Consider the following 18082-nt stretch of genomic DNA (forward strand, 5'->3'; position numbering starts at 1 on the left):
TACAACTACCGCGCTCTTTTATTTCCACCCTCGAAACTATTGCAATTGCTGCTGATATTTTTGCGCCAATGCCGCATTCCCTTGCTCACGGTGAATCGATACCAGGGCTGAAAGAATCTGGCGATCACCGGGAAATTGTGTCAACCCTCGCTCCAGTTCATCGATCGCCCGATCCGGTTTTCCCTGTGAATTGAGCGCAATTGCGTACACATAGATGTAGCGTGGTGTCGCAGAATTACTGTGCGCAGAGGCCTGCAACATCTCAAGCGCCTCCGTCATTCGCTTCTGTCGTACCAGGCCTAGCCCCAACGTATGCTGGATCGGTGCCTTGTCGAATGTATTGCTCAAGGCGTCGCGCAGCAATGCCTCGCTATCCGCCTCACGAGCGCTTGCCCGATACAGGTCCGCCAGGTTAATCACGCCGGGGGTGAAATAAGGAGCACGTTCCACCGCCTGCTGCAACAACCGCTCAGCCTCAGGGAGATTTCCCTCACGGCCCCGTAGTGACGCCAGATTGACGAGACTTTCCGGACGATCACTGTTGAATTCCGCAGTAGCCACGTAGTCTGACAGCGCCTTTGCATAACGCTTGCGCACTTCTTCCGGGTACTGGCCGAGCGGCGCCCCCGCCATGGCACTGGCCGCGAGGGATGCGATTACCCGCTCATCTTCGTATAACAACGGAATCGCCAGCGCCGGGCGTACCTGCTGCGGCACCTGATCAAGGGACTGCGCCAGGCCGAGATGCTGGAGCGCATCGTCACCCTGGGCAATGACCTGCAGAACCTGCGCACTGGTCTGGGACAGATAACGCGGCAACAGGGATATCGCAGTGGCCCGCACAATATCCGGCTGATTGTCGTCCATGACCAGCTTCAGCAACTGCCCCTCGGCATCCGCTGCACCCGTGCGCCCGGCGTAAAGGGCCTCTCCATAATGGGGGTCGGGTTGACCAAATTTTTTCTCCAGAATCGCTGCTGCCCAGGTATTCGACTGATCGGTATGGCAGCCGGTACAAGCATTGGGCGAACCGATGGTTTCGCTCAGGTCCGGGCGTGGCACGCGGAAACTGTGGTCGCGGCGCGCATCCACCTGCATGTACACCTTATCGGGCATATGGCAGCTCACACACTGGGCGCCTTCGCTGCCCGCCGGGTGGAAGTGATGCTCTGCGGTATCGAACTTTGTCGGGAGATGGCACTGGGCACATACATCGTTACCCTGCGCGCGTAATTCCAGGCTGTGGGGGTTGTGACAATTACTGCAGGTAACGCCTGCAGCGTGCATCTTGCTCTGCAGAAACGAGCCCCACACATAGACTTCATCGTTGATCTGACCATCGGCGTGATACAGGCCATCGCTCAGTAAAGCGGGATGGAAGAAATCCAGATAATCATCAGCGGGCCTGACACCGGGATGCTGGGTGCCGCGGCGAGAGTGACACTGGGCACACACCGGGATCTCCTGCTGGGTCTGCACCTCGTTCTGGATGTGCGCTATTCCCGTCTTCCCATCCATAGCCCAGCGCGCCTGGCGGCGGCCATCAAAACGGATCGCAAAGCCCTGGTTGGCATCGGATGCCCGTTGATCTTCCGGTTGAGCCGCCCAGTCCAGGTGCTTCTGCCCTGGCCCGTGGCAAGACTCGCAGCCCACATTGATCTCGGACCACTCGGTAGAAAAGCTTTGCGATGCCGGGTCGTAATTCTTGTGCAGGTTGGTGGAATGACAATCCGCACACTGGAAGTTCCAGTTCTGATTGATTCCGGTCCAGTGCAGGGGATCACCAGGTTTGATTTCCTCATCCGGGTACAGGTGGAACCAGCGCTGCCCGCCCTCCTCTTTCGAGCGGGAATCCCAGGAAAGGCTCAGTGCCTGCAAGCGACCGCCTGGGAGTTCTACAAGGTACTGCTGCAGCGGGTAAACACCGAAGGTGTAGGCAACCGGATAGTCTTGCAGCTTTCCGTCAGGTCCGTCGGTGCGGACAATGTACTTGCCATCCCGCTGGTAAAACGTGGACTCGGTACCGAAGTAGTCGAATGCTGCCTCGTTGAAATCTCCCACCACCGTTTCCGTATCCGGGGCTTTCATGGCGAGATCGTGATGGGACTTCTGCCAGTCATCATATGCCTGCTGGTGGCAACTGGCACACTGTTCCGCTCCCACATACTCGGCGCTGCGGTCAGACTGTGGCGGCCTACCGGTATTCAGGCGAGCGGGCAACTTTGGTTGTACCGAAGTACCCGGCTCTGGTTTCGTAACAGGTTCAGAAATCGGCGCACTGCTACTCACGGTATCTTGCCTATCCGCACCCTTGTCACAGGCAGTGATCAATAGTGTCACGAGCAGAAGGATGATCGACGGGCGCATCGAGGCTCCAAATATTATTTTTAATTGGCACTGAGTATAGCTTCTTGCATCATCGTCCTCAGAAGCCGGTTTGTGCGCGTTAATACGAATAAGGAGAACTGTTAAAGGGAAATTGAGCGCCAAGCAGGCGACTAGAACTTGCCGCCAATCGTCGCACAAAGAGGCATCGCACGCCCCGCCGCCAATGCCCCACCTGAGTCCGTCCGGACAAGATGAATGACTGCTAAACCAAATTAACGAATCTTCCTCAAAAAGCGCGCGTTATGCAAAAAAATATCTCGCGCCAATCAAGGCGTTGAAAAAAACGTACTAAGGTATAAGAAGCACCAAATTGGATAGGCACTTCACTGCGTTATTTTGGGAAGTTCTATGGGTATTCTGAATAAACTCCGTATGCTGGCCACAGCACCGCTATTGCTGCTGTTCATCCCGGCCTTGAGCCTCGCCGATCCCCTGCCCTCCTGGAATGACGGAACAACCAAGACGGCCATTGTCGACTTCGTAGAGAAAGTCACCCGCAAAGGCTCCCCGGACTTTGTCGAAGAAAGTCAGCGTATCGCCACTTTCGACAACGACGGTAATCTTTGGGCTGAGCAACCGGTCTATTTTCAACTGATCTATGCCATTGACCAGGTCAAGAAGATGGCCCCGCAGCACCCCGAGTGGAAAACTGAGGAGCCGTTCGCCTCTATCCTCAAAGGCGACAGAAGGAAAGTGATGGCCAGCGGTAAAGAGGGCCTGATGAAAATCCTGGCCGCCACCCACGCCAATATGACCGCGGAAGAATTCCAGTCCAATGTCCGCGACTGGCTGAATACCGCAAAACATCCGAAAACCGGCCAGCCATACAACAAGATGGTTTACCAGCCGATGCTGGAACTGCTCGATTACCTGCGAGCCAATGGATTCAAGACCTTCATCGTCTCCGGCGGGGGTGTGGATTTTATGCGGGTGTTTGCGGAGCAGACCTACGGTATCCCCCCGGATCAGGTTGTAGGTTCCAGCATAAAAGCCAAATACGAAGTACGCGACGGCAAACCGGTGATTATCAAGCTTCCTGAAATCAACCTGGTGGACGACAAGGAAGGTAAACCGGTCGGTATTCACCAGTACATTGGTCAGCGGCCGATTTTTGCCGCGGGAAATTCCGACGGGGACTACCAGATGATGGAGTGGACCACCGCAGGCGACGGCCCACGTTTCGGCCTGCTGCTGCACCATACCGATGGCGAGCGGGAATGGGCCTACGACCGGAAGTCCCATATTGGCCAGCTCAATAAAGGGCTCGACGATGCCGGCGAGAAAGGCTGGACCGTGATCGATATGAAAAATGACTGGAAGGTAATTTTTCCCTTCGACAAAAAATGAATCCAGTTACACATCACTTCTGTGGCTTCACCGCCAATTAACCCGACGCTTAGCAACACTCAGGCTACCGGAGTAAACCATGAAGACATCGAACTTGCGGCGATTGCTCAAAGCGCCGCTGTCCATCGCCGCAGCGGCCCTGTTGTCGGTGTGCACCACGGCCGTTCAGGCTCAGGACAAACCCAATATCCTTGTCATCTGGGGCGACGATATCGGGATTTGGAATATCAGCGCCAACAGCAAGGGCATGATGGGCTATATGACGCCCAACATTGACCGCATTGCCAAAGAAGGCGTCTCCTTCACCGATTACTACGGCCAACAATCCTGTACAGCCGGGCGCGCCGCTTTTATGGGTGGCAATGTGCCGGTGCGCACAGGTATGACCAAAGTGGGTCTGCCCGGCGCTAAAGAGGGCTGGCAGAAAAGTGACGTCACCATTGCCGCAGTTATGAAAGGCCAGGGATACGCCACCGGCCAGTTTGGCAAGAACCACTTTGGCGACCGCGACGAGCACTTACCCGTGAACCACGGCTTCGATGTATTCTTCGGCAACCTCTACCACCTGAATGCGGAAGAGGAACCGGAGAACCGCGACTATCCGAAAAACCCGGAGTTTCGCAAGAAGTTCGGCCCGCGCGGTGTGGTCAAGGCTACCGCCGACGGCAAGATCGAAGACACTGGCCCACTGACCAAGAAGCGCATGGAAACCATCGATGAAGAAACCCTGGCTGCGGCCATGGACTTTATCAAGCAGCAGGCAAATGCCGGCAAGCCTTTCTTTGTCTGGTGGAATGCGACCCGTATGCACTTCCGTACCCATGTAAAGGAGGAGCACAAGGGGCTCTCCGGTCCCACCGGTAACGAATACCAGGACGGCATGGTGGAGCATGACCAGCATGTGGGCAAACTCCTCGACCTTCTCGACGAGTTGAATATTGCCGATAACACCATCGTGTTCTATTCCACCGACAACGGCCCGCACTTCAACACCTGGCCAGATGCCGGTACGACCATCTTCCGCAGCGAGAAAAACTCCAACTGGGAAGGCGCCTATCGCGTACCCGCTTTTGTGCGCTGGCCAGGCAAGTTCCCGGCGGGCAAAACCCTTAACGGTATTGTCTCCCACGAAGACTGGTTGCCTACTTTTGCTGCAGCGGGTGGTAACCCGGACATCAAGCAACAGTTGCTGAAAGGCACCAAGCTGATCGGTCGCACCTACAAGAACTACATCGATGGCTACAACATGCTGGACTACCTGTCTGGCAATGCAGAAGAGTCCCCGCGTAAAGAGTTCATCTACGTGAATGACGACGGTCAGATTGTGGCCATGCGCTACGATGCCTGGAAGGCGGTATTCCTGGAAAACCGCGGTAAGGCCTTCGGCGTTTGGATGGAACCCTTCACCGAGTTGCGCGTGCCGCTAATCTTCAACCTGCGCCGCGATCCGTTCGAACGCGCCCAGCACAATGCCAACAGTTACTACGACTGGTTAATGGAGCGCGCCTTCGTGCTGGTGCCACTCCAGCAAATGGCAGCGAAGTTCCTCAAGACTATGGAGGAATATCCGCCCAGTCAGTCACCCGGCTCCTTCAACCTCAAGAAAATTGAAGAGCAGCTGAGATCCGGTGCGGCGCACAGTAACTAGTAACGAGCGCACACCCCAAAATAAAAAGCCCGCACGTTGTGCGGGCTTTTTTATCATTAGGTCGCATCAAGCATCGGCAGCAGCGGTAACCGACTGGGGTTCGAAGCCCCGGCAAAGCACCTCGACTACCTGATCGTAACTTTTTTTGTATCCCTCCGCCGTGGCCTGCTCGTCCGGCAGCGCCAGCCACCGTTGTACGACGTCGACCCGCAGCCAGTCATACATGTCGCAAACCAACTCCGCAGAAATATCCGGCCGCATAATCCCCAGTGACTGGGCTTTCTGCACCCGCTCCATCCTCGGCTTGCGATATGACGCGGGGAACAACAGGTTCTTGCCTTCCGGGGCGGATCCGGAAAAATAGACCGAAGAGAACAGGTCCGTGTGATACATGATCATCTGCAGTACACGGCGGTGCCTGACGATCCAGTCCTGAATCTCATCGATGTTCGGCGGCACTATGGCCGATTTCAGGTTGAGCTCCAGTTCGCTTTCGTGGCTCCAGACGTTGACTTCCCGCAACCAGTTCAACAGCAGCTCTTCGAGCAGGTAGGCCTTGCTCGGAAAGTAATTGAAGAAGGTTTTCTGACTGATATCGGCTCTGGCAACGATCTCGTCAATCATCACCTCTTCATACGGCAGTTCCGAAAACAGCTGTTCGGCTATCTCCAGCAACCGCATCCGGACCTGCTGTTTCTTACGCTCGCGTAGATTCATTACCCCAACCTAAAAAATAAATGACCTGAAGCCTGTGCGGATTCACTCTTATTACATTTCTGACCGCAGCCGCACCTCCAGTCACCATTATTGATGAAACCATACACAATGCGCGAGCGCGTCAGCCAAAAATCAATAATACGGCGCCGCGTACAAGGGTTAAAAGCCGCGTCAGCAATTTTTAGCCTGACGCAGTCACGGACCTCTGACACAAGGGACAGAATTTCTGTTGACACATTTTTACAGTAGCTGTAATTTTTGCTCGTGTACTAGCCTTGCGCAACTGAGCCAGCACTGGAGTTTGCCTCTGGCCTCCCCCTTAGGGCGGAATATCGAGCCCCAGGGGCGCAACGCTTTTGAACGACCAAACAACGGGACCAGTAACGTCCCCCCAAACCCATGCACTTAACCCATGTTCTGGGCAGTGCTGCGAGACGGCTAGAAAGCAATGGAGGGCTGACAGACCGCGAAGTGAGGTTAACAGCAATGAAGATCCAACTTCAGCGCGTACAAATACGATAAGAAGAGGTCGATGATGAACGAACAAGCCTACCTGAAACAGGTCCGCGAACTGCACCAGGCCAACTGGCCGCAGGGCGCCCCCCAGACTCCGCTGTATCCGCACGGCGAAAAGCCGGTTACCGAATACCTGGCGCAATGGGCGAGAATCAACCCGAACAAGCCCGCCATCCATTTCTACGGCTACGATCTCAGCTACGCCGAACTGGATGAGCTCAGCACCCGCTTCGCCAACCTGCTGCGCAGCTACGGCATTCAGCCCGGCGACGGCGTCACCGTATTCATGCCCAATTGCCCGCAATACCATATCGCCTTCTTTGGCATCCTCAAATGCGGCGCCGTGCATATCCCGGTCAGCCCGCTGTCGAAGGAAATGGAGTTGCTGCACCAACTGGGTGACAGCCAGCCAAAAGTCGCGCTGTGTCTCGATGCGCTGCTGCCGATCATGCAACCAGTGTGCGAAAAGCTGGGTATCGAACATCTGCTCGCCACCAGTTACGCCGAGTTGACCCCGGCAAACCCGACCGCCACCCTGCCCGACCTGTTCCTGGCCCCGAAAGTGCAGCTCGAGAGCCCGATCGTGGATTTCCTGCCGGCCGTAAACGCCGCTCCGGCCGAACCGCTCGATTACACCCCGGATCTGGATGACCTGGCCGCGCTGAACTACACCAGCGGCACCACCGGCCTGCCGAAAGGCGTCATGCACACCCAACGCAACATGCTTGGCTCCATGGCCGCCTACTACCCGGTAGTATTCGGCGAGGTCGGCCCCGAGGGTACCGATCAGGTAATGCTCAATTTCCTGCCGGAGTTCTGGATTGCCGGCGAGAATACCGGGCTGCTGATGCCAATCTACAGTGGCGCCACCCTGGTGCTGATGGCTCGCTGGGATGCAGAGGCATATATGGAGCTGGTACAGCACTACAAGGTCAACCTCTCCATCGTGCTCATCGACAGTGTCGACGAGATCCTGAACCACCCGGATCACGACAAGTACGACCTCAGCTCACTGAACACCACACCTTGTATCTCGTTCATCAAGAAGCTGAACCACGACTACCGGCAGCGCTGGCGCGCACTGACGGGGGCAACCCTGTTCGAAGTCGCGTACGGCATGACCGAGACCCACACCTGCGACACATTCACCGCCGGCTTCCAGGACGACGACTTCGATCTGTCGATCGAGCCCGCGTTCCTCGGCCTGCCGGTCCCGGGCAACGAAATCAAGATCTGCGATTTCGACACCGGCGAGCTACTGCCGCTGGGTAGCGAGGGTGAGATTCTGGTGCGCACGCCGACGATGATGAAGGGTTACTGGAACAAGCCCGACGTCAATGAAACCCTGTTCCTCGACGGCGGCTGGTACCGCACCGGCGACCTCGGCATGCTCACCGAGCAGGGCTATTTCCGTTACCTCGGCCGCCGCAAGGAGATGCTCAAGGTGAACGGTATGAGCGTGTTTCCAACCGAGGTCGAGGCTATGCTGGGGCAACACCCCGCGGTAGGCGCCTGCGGCGTTGTCGGCCGCCCAGACGAGAAAAAGGGCCAGGTGCCGGTTGCCTTCCTCACCCTCAAACACGGCTTCGAGGAAACCGAAGAGTCACTGTACGACTGGTGCAAGGGTGCCATGGCGGTGTTCAAGGTGCCGGAAATCCGCATCAAGGACCAACTGCCGATGACCCCGACCGGCAAAATCCGCAAGGTGGAGTTAGAGCAAGAACTATGAGCAAAGTTTTCGAAAGGATCCTGATCGCCAATCGCGGCGAAATCGCGATCCGCATCGCTCAGACCTGTGCCGATATGGGGATCGCCAGCCTGGCGGTCTTCGCCGAAGACGACAGTCAGTCGCTGCACACCAAGAAGACCGATCAGGCGGTGCAGCTGAGCGGTCGTGGCGTCAAGGCCTATCTGGATATCGAGCAACTGATTGCCGTCGCCAAACAGCACGGCTGTGATGCGGTTCATCCCGGTTACGGGTTCCTTTCCGAAAACAGCGCATTTTCGCGGCGCTGCGCCGATGAGGGTATCACCTTCATTGGCGCGTCCGCCGAATTGCTGGACCAGCTCGGCAACAAGGCAATTGCGCGCGAAATGGCGATTCGCTCCGACACCCCACTGACCAGTGGCATCAACAAGAGCTGTACCCTCGCAGAGGTACAAGCATTCTTTAAATCGCTCGGCGATGGCGCAGCGGTAATGATCAAGGCGCTCGCCGGTGGCGGCGGTCGCGGCATGCGCCCGGTCACGAACTACGAGCAACTGGAAAGCGCCTACAACCAGTGCCGCGATGAGGCGACCATCGCGTTTGGCAGCGGCGAGTTGTACGTCGAACAACTGGTCCAGCACGCACGCCATATCGAGGTGCAGATTCTCGGCGACGGCACCGGCGAGGTGATCCACGCCTGGGAGCGAGAATGCACCCTGCAGCGACGTAACCAGAAACTGCTGGAAATCGCCCCCAGTCCGAGCCTTGGTGACGACACACGCATGCCGATCATCGAGGCGGCGCTGCGTCTGGCCAGCGACGTGAAGTACCAGGGGCTGGGAACCTTCGAGTTCCTGCTCGATGCCGGCGACCACAGCAAGTTTTATTTCATGGAGGTCAATCCGCGGATTCAGGTGGAGCACACCATCACCGAGGAGATCACCGGGCTCAACCTGGTCAAGTACCAGATACTGCTGGCGGCCGGCCGGACACTTTCAGAACTGGGACTTACCCAGGTGCCGCCGAAGCTCGGCTGTGCCATCCAGGCGCGTATCAACCTGGAACAGATGCTGCCCGACGGCAGCGCCAAGCCCGCTTCCGGCGTGATCCGGTCCTATCAGGTACCCAACGGCCACAATATCCGCGTCGACGACTACCTCTACGCCGGCTACAAGGTCAGCCCAAGCTACGACTCGCTCGGCGCCAAGATAATTGCCAAGGGCGAAGATTACGGCGCGGCGCTGAACAAGGTCTATCGCAGCCTGCAGGCGCTCAATATTGACGGCGTCAGCAGCAACAAGACGCTGCTGATGAACCTGCTGCTGCGCGACGAAGTGCAGGGCAACCGGGTCAACACCAAATTCGTCGAGGGGCATATCGCCGAGCTGCTGAACGAGGGTGCCCACGACGAGCATTTCTTCGAAGCCGCCGGCGGCGCCGACGAAGAAGTGCAGACCGTATCGATTCCTGCCGGCTGTGAAGCGCTCAAGTCGCCGATGGCCGGTACCCTGGTGTGCGTCAACGTCAGTGCCGGCGACGAGGTGCTGGCGGGCCAGGAAATCGCCGTCATCGAGGCGATGAAAATGGAGATTCCGGTCAAGTCCGGGCACGACGGTGTCATCACCGAAGTGCTGGTGCACGAAGCCGGCGATATCATCGACGAACATCAGCTGCTGGCGATCATCCAGCCGGGCGATGTGTCCCTCGAGCGCGTCCAGTCCGAGATGGAGATCGACCTCGACCATATTCGCGACGATCTGGCCGCGTTCTTCAAACGCCGCGACAAGACCCTCGATGCCAGCCGCCCGGATGCGGTGGCCAAGCGCCACGACGTCGGCAAGCGCACTGCGCGCGAGAACGTCAACGATCTGATCGATGAGGACAGCTTCAATGAATACGGCCAACTGGCCGTGGCGGCACAGCGGAAAAAGCACGGCGACGACCTCGACAAGCTGACCGAACTCAGTCCCGCCGATGGCAAGATCACCGGCATCGGCACCGTCAATGCCGAACAGTTCGGCAGCGAGGCCGCCCGCTGTGCGGTGATGGCCTACGACTACTCTGTGATGGCCGGCTCGCAGGGCTTCGTCAACCACAAGAAAACCGACCGCCTGTTGGAAGTGGCAAAGAAGTGGCGTTTGCCGCTGGTGTTGTTCGCCGAAGGTGCCGGTGGCCGTCCGTCCGATACCGACTACCCCGGTGTTGGCTACCTGAACATCCACACATTTACCGCCCTGGGGGAACTCAGCGGCCTGGTGCCGACGATCAGCATCGTGGCCGGCAACTGCTTCGCCGGAAATGCCGCGCTGTTCGGTGTCTGCGACCTGACCATCGCCACCAAACAAGCCAGCATCGGAATGGCCGGCCCGGCCATGATCGAAGGCGGTGGCCTGGGCAAATGCACCCCGGAAGAAGTAGGCCCGGTGTCGGTGCAGAGCCCCAACGGCGTGATCGACGTGCTGGTGGAAGACGAAGCCGAAGCTGTGGCGGTGGCCAAGCAGTACCTGTCCTACTTCCAGGGGGATCTGGACAGCTGGGAAAGCCACGACCAGCGCAAGCTGCGTCACCTGGTCCCGGAAAACCGCATGGCGGTCTACGACATCCGCGAGGTAATCGAAACCCTGTGTGACGTGGACTCAGTGCTGGAATTGCGCAAGGATTTCGCCAGGAACATGATCACCGCCCTGGTACGCATCGAAGGCAAGCCCTACGGTCTGTTCTGCAACGATTCGCGTATTATCGGCGGCGCCATCGATGCGCCGGCCGGCGACAAGCTGGCGCGCTTTATTCAGCTGTGCGACGCCCACGATATCCCGATGATTTCACTGGTGGACACGCCCGGATTCATGGTCGGGCCGGAGTCAGAGAAAAACGCCACCGTGCGCCATATTTCGCGGATCTTCGTCAACGCAGCCAACATGACCGTGCCGCTGTTTACCGTGGTACTGCGCAAGTGTTACGGCCTCGGTGCCCAGGCGATGGCCGGTGGCGGTTATTCCGCACCGGTATTCTCCGCCTCCTGGCCAAACGGCGAGTACGGTGCCATGGGTATCGAGGGTGCGGTGCGCATCAGCGCCAGGAAGATGCTGGATGCTATCGAGGATCCGGAAGAGCGCGAAGCCACCTTCCGCACGATGGTGGACAAGATGTACCAGGACGGCAACGCGATGAACGCAGCCAGCTACCTGGAGATCGACGCCGTGATCGATCCGCTGGAGACCCGCGACTGGATCGCGCGCGGCCGCGCCTGCACGCCTACGCCGAACCGCCGGGACGGCAAGAAGCGCCCCTGTATCGATACCTGGTAAGCCGAAACCTTACCGGGATCCAGACGCGACTTCTGCTGCCCGAGCGGCGGCGGAAGTTGCAATCTCCGATGCCACGGATGGCATCACTGGCGGCGAATCCCAGCGGGTTTAGCGCCGAAACCCTTTTGCTACTTCATCTCAACCACGACCTTTTGAGTCCCGCCGGTAAACTTGTTCGGCGGTTTGTACTCATGAGTAACAGGCTGTCCGGTGTCTTCGCCAATACCAAAGGTATCAATGCCGAAGCGGCCGGCATTGCTTTCGGCACGTCTTTGGGATGTTCCACGCCTGCTTTCTTCGCGTCATACAAACTCCAGCGGCACACTGGATTCTCCAGTAAGCGTGCATAGTAAAATGCGTGTTCGGCCGGGTCGAAATCCGATTCAGTTCAGGTCGCCGCTAGTTGGGCGTCGTAGCCCGCTGTCTGCGGGCTACTTACAACCTCTGAGGAGCCTTCCGCAGCGTTACCATCGATCAACTCAGGTGATTCCGCTGCGATCAGTTTGTCTGCTGTCAGTTGCTCTGAATCCGATTCTCCGAACAAGCTATCAGTACTGCTACAGAACCTTTCAAGGCTAGAAATTTCATCAAAAATCTTCACTTTCACTGACAGCTCGATCGCTGATCGAGTATCTACGGCGTATACCAGATCGGGGATGACCAGGCGCGTTCGCGGATTGTTTTCGGCAAGTCTTTGGGATGTTCGACACCCGCCTTTTTCGCATCGTACATACTCCAGCGGCATACCGGGTTTTCCAGTACGCGGGCGTAATAAAAGGCGTGTTCGGCCGGGTCAAAATCCGGATCGGTCCAGGTTGCCGCCAGTTGCGCTGCACCCTTGTCGCGGCTGATGGAGCAGTCGTCGAGATTGACGGTGGCGCCGTTGTCCGGGCACTGGTGGGATTTGGGGTCCGGTGTGGCGCCATCGGAACAGGCCACGTCGTAAGTCATTTCTTCCAGCTTGTCATCGGCAGTACGCCAGCCCTTGATGATCTGCAGGCGTGCCAGGGGTGCGCTGTTCGGGTCGCGCTGTGCCCACACCATCAATGTCGGCGCTTTGCCGTCCGCTGCCTTGCTGAGATCACCGCCCTGGGGCACGCCGGACTCGTAGCCCATCGCTACCCAGTTGTCCTTGCTGTGCATATCGGCCGGGAAATCGAATCCGGCAAACAGACGGATCTTGGTACGGGTACCGCTGGTGCCGAAGGTTTCTTTGCGGTGCAGCGCATCCCAGATACCCTCGCGAGTGTTGCTCTCAGCCCAGACACCAGCGATACCGCCGGGGTTGTAGCGCTTGGTGGGGTCGTCCTCGGCGCTGAGCCCCATGGCCTGGGCAGTAGGGTTCAGTTCCATACCGAGGCGCACCTTAGGTGTCGCATCGTTATTTGCGTAGTGCCCCTCAAAGTCACTCTCGGTGGTATCGCTCGGAGTACCGTTGTGGTTGTCGGTGGATCCTATGATTCCCTGCTTGAAAGGATTCACGCCCAGATTTTCTTTGTGGCGGAGACCAAGTTTCAGGCCATTACGTACGAGTCCATATTCATTGGTACAGCTGACGGAGTTATCACCAGAGCACTTCTGGAACACCATTTCAAAATTACAGGCCTCATCTGAGGTCATAATTCCTGCCTGACACTCGGAGTTACCCTTAACCTGCATTACCTCTACAAGCCGATCCATGCGCTCGCGCAGTTCAACCATGTCTTGGGTCCACTCAGAGCCATCACTGTTCTTGCCCCAGTAGAGCCTGCCCCAGTAAAAGTTTGGGTTGTGCGGGATGGTCAGCACCTGACAATCGTCGGTGCAATTGGTCTCGAGCCAGCGCAACAGGTCTTCCGGCTTGCCTTCAAAGGCGGAGAACACCGTCTCCGGCACTTTGTCAGTACGAAATATCACGTTGCGATGCATCATGCCGCCGGCGCCTTCCGGTGCCCCGGCCGAGTATTCAAATGCGACAAATGAAGTAAACTTTCCCGGCTCGTAGTTCTCCGCCGCCGCCTGCTGGATACGTGACCAAGGATTGGAAACTGCTTCTACACAGGTTTTTCCATCCTCCCCGCAGATTTCCACCAGACGCTTTGCTGGAACTTTCGAAACACCCGCAAAAACCTCTTGGAAGATTTTCATTTCATTGGCGCGTATACCTTTACAGACATCGGTTTCGTAACCCTTCATCTTCGGATTGGTGCAGATTTCGTATTCACCCAATGCTTCCGCGTGATCCGTAACGGCAACAAAATCCAGCGGCGCCACGATTTTCTTCTCTACCCCTGTAGGTAGCTTCACCGTCTCACCTTTGGCAAACCGATACGCAGAAAACGGGTCGTTCAGTGCGTTGCCAAAGATATATGCATCCAGTGAATAGGCAGTATGAATGTGCAGCTCGCCGAAGTAAGCATCGCGCAGTGGATATTGGGAAACATCTTTAGCGGTATCGGCAGAGGCGCTTCGACCATCACCGGCCTTCACATTGTTCACTGGGCCTGAGGCTGCAGGTTCGTCAATCTCGGCCGTAGCATCCAACCCTAGATCTTTATCGGCGTCTACTTTTTCAGGTTCCGATTTTTCACTGCAAGCGCTTACATAGAGCGCCATTAGCAAACAGACAAGGTAACGCATGAGTTTTTACCTTACTGGAGATGGCTAATTAAGGCCGCTGTTATGGCGTGTACCAGATAGGACTTGAGAAGGCGCGTTCCTGCTGCACCATCGGTACCTTCTTGTCCATTTCGATCTTGTTTCTGACCTTGTCGTACAGGGTCCAGCGCGGTGTGGGAATTTGCAGAACCCTTACGTAATACACGGCCTTGTGTGATGGATTGAATTCCTTGTCCTCGAAGTAAGCCACCAGTTGCGCGTCACCGATATCATTCGCGTACTCCGCGGTTTCAAAGTCAACGGTATTACCTACATGTTGGATATGGCCCTGGCCATCCATTTTTCGATTGCCGGACCACTTGACGTTGTAGACCTTCTCGTGGGTATCGCCGTTGCCATCGACCCAGCCTTTAACAATCTGGATACGATCCAGATTGGCGCCCTCCGGGTCTTTCATTGCCGCAACCAGGAATTTGATCCGCTTGCCGCCCTTATCAGTCTTGAGCTTTCCGCCCATGGGAACGCCTTTTTCATAGCCCGCTGCGGCGATATCACCTTCCGCGTCACCCTTGGAGAAATCAAACCCGCCAAAAAAACGCACTGTCATACGGGGCCCGGTGGTGGCAAATGTTTCCTTGCGCATCATGGCATCCCAGATTGCCTCGCGCGTATTTTCCGTTGCCCAGACACCGGTAATACCCGAAGCGGCCATTTCCCAGCCCATGTAGGTATCGGTGGGACCGCTCAGCAGCGGGAAATCCCAGCGTGTCTTGTTACTCGGTTCGAGGGTCTTGAACTTGCCAAAGAAGTTATCGTCGTCCGCGGTGGAAAGCCCGGTGTGGGTATCCGTACCGGCATTGGCACCGTACTGGAAGGGGTTGGTGCCAAGCTCATCTTCAAGGCGCATACCCGCCTTGAGTGCCGGGCGCCAATATTCATATTTGAACGAGCCGGGGGGCTTGGGTTTGAGAATCAGGTTGCCGCGATCCCACAGGTCCCAATCGGCAAACTCATCCTCCGGCGAAAGGCTGGGATGGGATTCGCTCTGCCCTTTGATCTGCGTAACTTCATAAAGCGGTTCGTAACGGGCGCGCATTTCCGCCCACTCTTTGGTCATCGGCGAACCATCAAAGCGCTTTTCCTCAAACATACGGCCGTTGGACATATTGCCGTTGTGGGGAATGGCCAATACACGGCCGCCAGTTTTATCTTCGTAGGCCTTCATCCAGGCCCAAAGCTTTTCCGGGTCCTGGGTTTCAAAGGTTGTCAGCGGTAATAAACTGCGGGTCTTGCTCGCATCGTCCCGGAAGATCACATTGCGGTGCAGGTTGTCGCCGCCATCCGCGTTGACCGTCCACTCATAGGCAATAAATGTGGTGAATTCGCCAGGCTTGTAGAATTTTTCCGCCGCATCGACGGTTTTTTCCCAGGCAGACTTCATCCACTTGGGATCCATTACCGCCTTCGGCAGTTTCCCTTCCGATTGCAGCACGATCAGTTCGCTCTTGGCGTCGGCGGCTTGTTTCTCGTCACCGGAGTTGAGCGCTTCATTCCAGCGTTTCAGCGTCGGGTCCGACATCATTTCGGGATTGCCGGCAACCAGCTCATTGATGACTCCCATACCATCGGAGTGGTCCGTGATCATAAACCAGTCGTACGGGCGTGAGAGTTTTGCTTCGAGACCAGTGTTTGACTTCACCTGCTCGCCAGTGGCAAACCTGTAGGCGTCCTCCGGGGAAAGGATCGCGCCATCCATCCCGGCATCCGCCGACCAGCCGGTATGCACATGGGTATCACCAAAGTATGCCTGGGTGGAACGGCCGCCCGAGGTCGCTGAAGCCCTATCCGAAGAAGTATCCGATCCAAGCTCCTCACCGATAATGACTTCTCGCCCCGTCCCGGCGTCTCCACCGTCATGAGCGGATGAGGACTGATTGCTGGTTGAGCCAACCGTTTCGCGATCATTCCTTGCTTCTTTATCGCCACCACAGGCGGACAGCGCAATGGCGGCGGCGAGGACCGTAAGTAGCAACCCATGATTATTCATAATTCATTCCTTGAAATTTGACGCGATACCTACACCCCGAAGGAGCCCTTGAAACTGGGACTACCTGCTCACTGCCTGGGAGTTGATGAATTTACTCACCTGCTCGACACTCAACGACATACTTTTCTGGTTCGGGGGAAACTCTTCAAACGTTTTGACGAACTCGGCGATCTGATTACCTGCCGGCCCCAGAATCCAGCTTCTGTTCTCGGCCCATTCATCATAGCCGCGCGCGTCAATAAAACGTTCAAACGGGTCGAGCTTGAGATTGATGATGTATGGGGATGTCATCGGAAGCTGCGTTGCGCGGAACCACTCTTCCTGATCAATGAATAACAACTTCCAATCACCGTGGCGCATACCGTGGAAGGTTGTTTCGGTGAAGTAGTAAAACTCTTTGCGTTTGGTCTTACCCTGGTTCAGTAAAAGGTCGCTCTGGTCGTAACCATCCAGATGCACTTTATAGCGGGTTCCACCGATCTTGGCGCCGCTCAAAAGATCTTCTTTCAGGTCCTTTTGGCCGACAAATGACATGATGGTAGGCAACCAGTCTTCCATCGTCATAAATTCACCGGTGGAGACACCGGCCGGAATATGGCCTTTCCATTTGACGACCAGCGGTACGCGGAATCCGCCTTCCCAACCACCGACACCTTTTTCGCCATGGAATGGCTGGTTGCCGCCGTCGGGCCAGGAATTGGACGCAGCACCGTTATCGGTGGAGAACATCACCAGCGTGTTATCCGCCACACCGAGCTCTTCAATCAGATCAAGCAGCTCGCCGACATCGTCATCCAGTTCCATCATGCCATCGGCATAAATGCCATAGCCGCTTTTTCCCTTATATTCCTTGGACAGGTTGGTGCGGTAGTGCATTCTTGTGGTGTTATGCCAGACAAAAAACGGCTTGTCGGCTTTTACCGCATCCCTGATGAATCGCATGGACTCCTGCAGGACTTTTTCATCCAGGGTCCGCTGTACCTCTGTACCAAATGGCCCCAGATCCTGAATATCCTGCTTGCCACCGGGAAGCGCCTTGGAGTGCACAATACCGCGCAGCTTCAGGCCGAGCCTTTCCTGCACCGCTTCATCCTTGGGGTAATCGTACTGTTCCGCATATTCGCCCGCATTCAGGTGGTAAACGATGCCGTAGAACTCATCGAAACCATGGGCCGTCGGCAAGTGTTCGTCCCGGTCTCCCAGGTGGTTTTTACCGAACTGGCCGGTGGCATATCCCAGAGGCTTCAGCATTTCAGCCAGCGTCGGCGTGTCTTTCTGCAAACCCTGTTTAGCACCCGGCAGGCCCACTGTGCTCAAGCCGGTACGCATCGGGTACTGCCCGGTAATGAAGGCCGCACGGCCAGCGGTACAGGATGCCTGGGCATAGTGATCCATAAAGATCATGCCCTCGTCGGCAATACGGTCGATGTTGGGCGTCGAACCACCCATCATTCCGCGGTGGTAAGCACTGATATTCCACATGCCGACATCATCGCCCCAGATGACAAGAATATTGGGCTTTTCTGCAGCAAAAGAAGTGACGGCAACAAGGCATAGATAGAGAGCGCTAGCGAAGTGCGACAGTTTTTTCACGGATACCTCTGACAAAATCTGAATTGCTTGCTTGGAATGACAGGAATCGGGCTTTGGCAAGTATAGGCACCGCATATTTCTGTACCGGGTAAATGGCAGGTGAGACCTCCTCTCTGTCAATAGGAGAAAGTTTCAACGGTTCTATAATCAGCTGTCGCCAGGAACCCTGTAGATACAGTATCTTGGGGAAAATTTATTAATTCATGGAAAGC

10 protein-coding genes and 1 pseudogene are annotated in these 18082 nt (G+C 56.5%); 4 read left to right on the plus strand and 7 right to left on the minus strand.

Annotated features, from left to right (window positions below; all coding sequences use genetic code 11):
* Nucleotides 1-36: 36 nt before the first annotated feature.
* The gene (locus ACONT6_RS10970; RefSeq protein WP_428818566.1) at nt 37-2163 is read right to left on the minus strand and encodes a multiheme c-type cytochrome; all 2127 of its coding nucleotides are present in this window, start codon (nt 2161-2163) and stop codon (nt 37-39) included.
* Between the two features lie 573 nt (nt 2164-2736).
* Between ACONT6_RS10970 and ACONT6_RS10975 the strand changes: the two genes are divergently transcribed.
* Nucleotides 2737-3735, plus strand: a complete 999-nt coding sequence (locus ACONT6_RS10975) for an HAD family hydrolase (RefSeq protein ID WP_428818567.1) — start codon at nt 2737-2739, stop codon at nt 3733-3735.
* A gap of 79 nt (nt 3736-3814) precedes the next feature.
* Entirely contained in the window at nt 3815-5383 is a 1569-nt protein-coding gene (locus ACONT6_RS10980) for an arylsulfatase (RefSeq protein ID WP_428818568.1), read from the plus strand.
* Between the two features lie 66 nt (nt 5384-5449).
* On the opposite strand, the gene ACONT6_RS10985 is transcribed toward ACONT6_RS10980, so the two are convergent.
* Complete coding sequence (locus tag ACONT6_RS10985; RefSeq protein ID WP_428818569.1) at nt 5450-6100, minus strand: TetR/AcrR family transcriptional regulator; 651 nt, start codon at nt 6098-6100, stop codon at nt 5450-5452.
* A 532-nt stretch (nt 6101-6632) separates the two neighbouring features.
* On the opposite strand from ACONT6_RS10985, the gene ACONT6_RS10990 reads away from it, so the two are divergent.
* Nucleotides 6633-8345, plus strand: coding sequence for an AMP-binding protein (locus ACONT6_RS10990; protein WP_428818570.1), 1713 nt, complete (start codon nt 6633-6635; stop codon nt 8343-8345).
* Complete coding sequence (locus tag ACONT6_RS10995) at nt 8342-11632, plus strand: carboxyl transferase domain-containing protein (protein ID WP_428818571.1); 3291 nt, start codon at nt 8342-8344, stop codon at nt 11630-11632. Before ACONT6_RS10990 ends, ACONT6_RS10995 begins: the two co-directional genes overlap by 4 nt.
* A gap of 133 nt (nt 11633-11765) precedes the next feature.
* Here the strand turns inward: ACONT6_RS10995 and ACONT6_RS11000 are convergent.
* The 5 genes and pseudogenes from ACONT6_RS11000 to ACONT6_RS11020 form a co-directional block, all read right to left on the minus strand.
* Nucleotides 11766-12002, minus strand: a pseudogene (locus tag ACONT6_RS11000) (DUF3604 domain-containing protein); the annotation flags it as partial.
* Nucleotides 12003-12020: 18 nt separating this feature from the next.
* Nucleotides 12021-12239, minus strand: a complete 219-nt coding sequence (locus tag ACONT6_RS11005) for a hypothetical protein (RefSeq protein ID WP_428818572.1) — start codon at nt 12237-12239, stop codon at nt 12021-12023.
* 26 nt (nt 12240-12265) lie between these two features.
* Nucleotides 12266-14251, minus strand: a complete 1986-nt coding sequence (locus tag ACONT6_RS11010; protein WP_428818573.1) for a DUF3604 domain-containing protein — start codon at nt 14249-14251, stop codon at nt 12266-12268.
* 40 nt (nt 14252-14291) lie between these two features.
* Nucleotides 14292-16277, minus strand: coding sequence for a DUF3604 domain-containing protein (locus tag ACONT6_RS11015; protein ID WP_428818574.1), 1986 nt, complete (start codon nt 16275-16277; stop codon nt 14292-14294).
* A 60-nt stretch (nt 16278-16337) separates the two neighbouring features.
* Nucleotides 16338-17870 (minus strand): arylsulfatase, encoded by a 1533-nt coding sequence (locus ACONT6_RS11020; RefSeq protein ID WP_428818575.1) that lies wholly within the window; start codon nt 17868-17870, stop codon nt 16338-16340.
* Between the last annotated feature and the right edge of the window lie 212 nt (nt 17871-18082).

It is taken from the genome of Microbulbifer sp. MCCC 1A16149, from assembly GCF_050368945.1.
Classification (GTDB): Bacteria; Pseudomonadota; Gammaproteobacteria; order Pseudomonadales; family Cellvibrionaceae; genus Microbulbifer.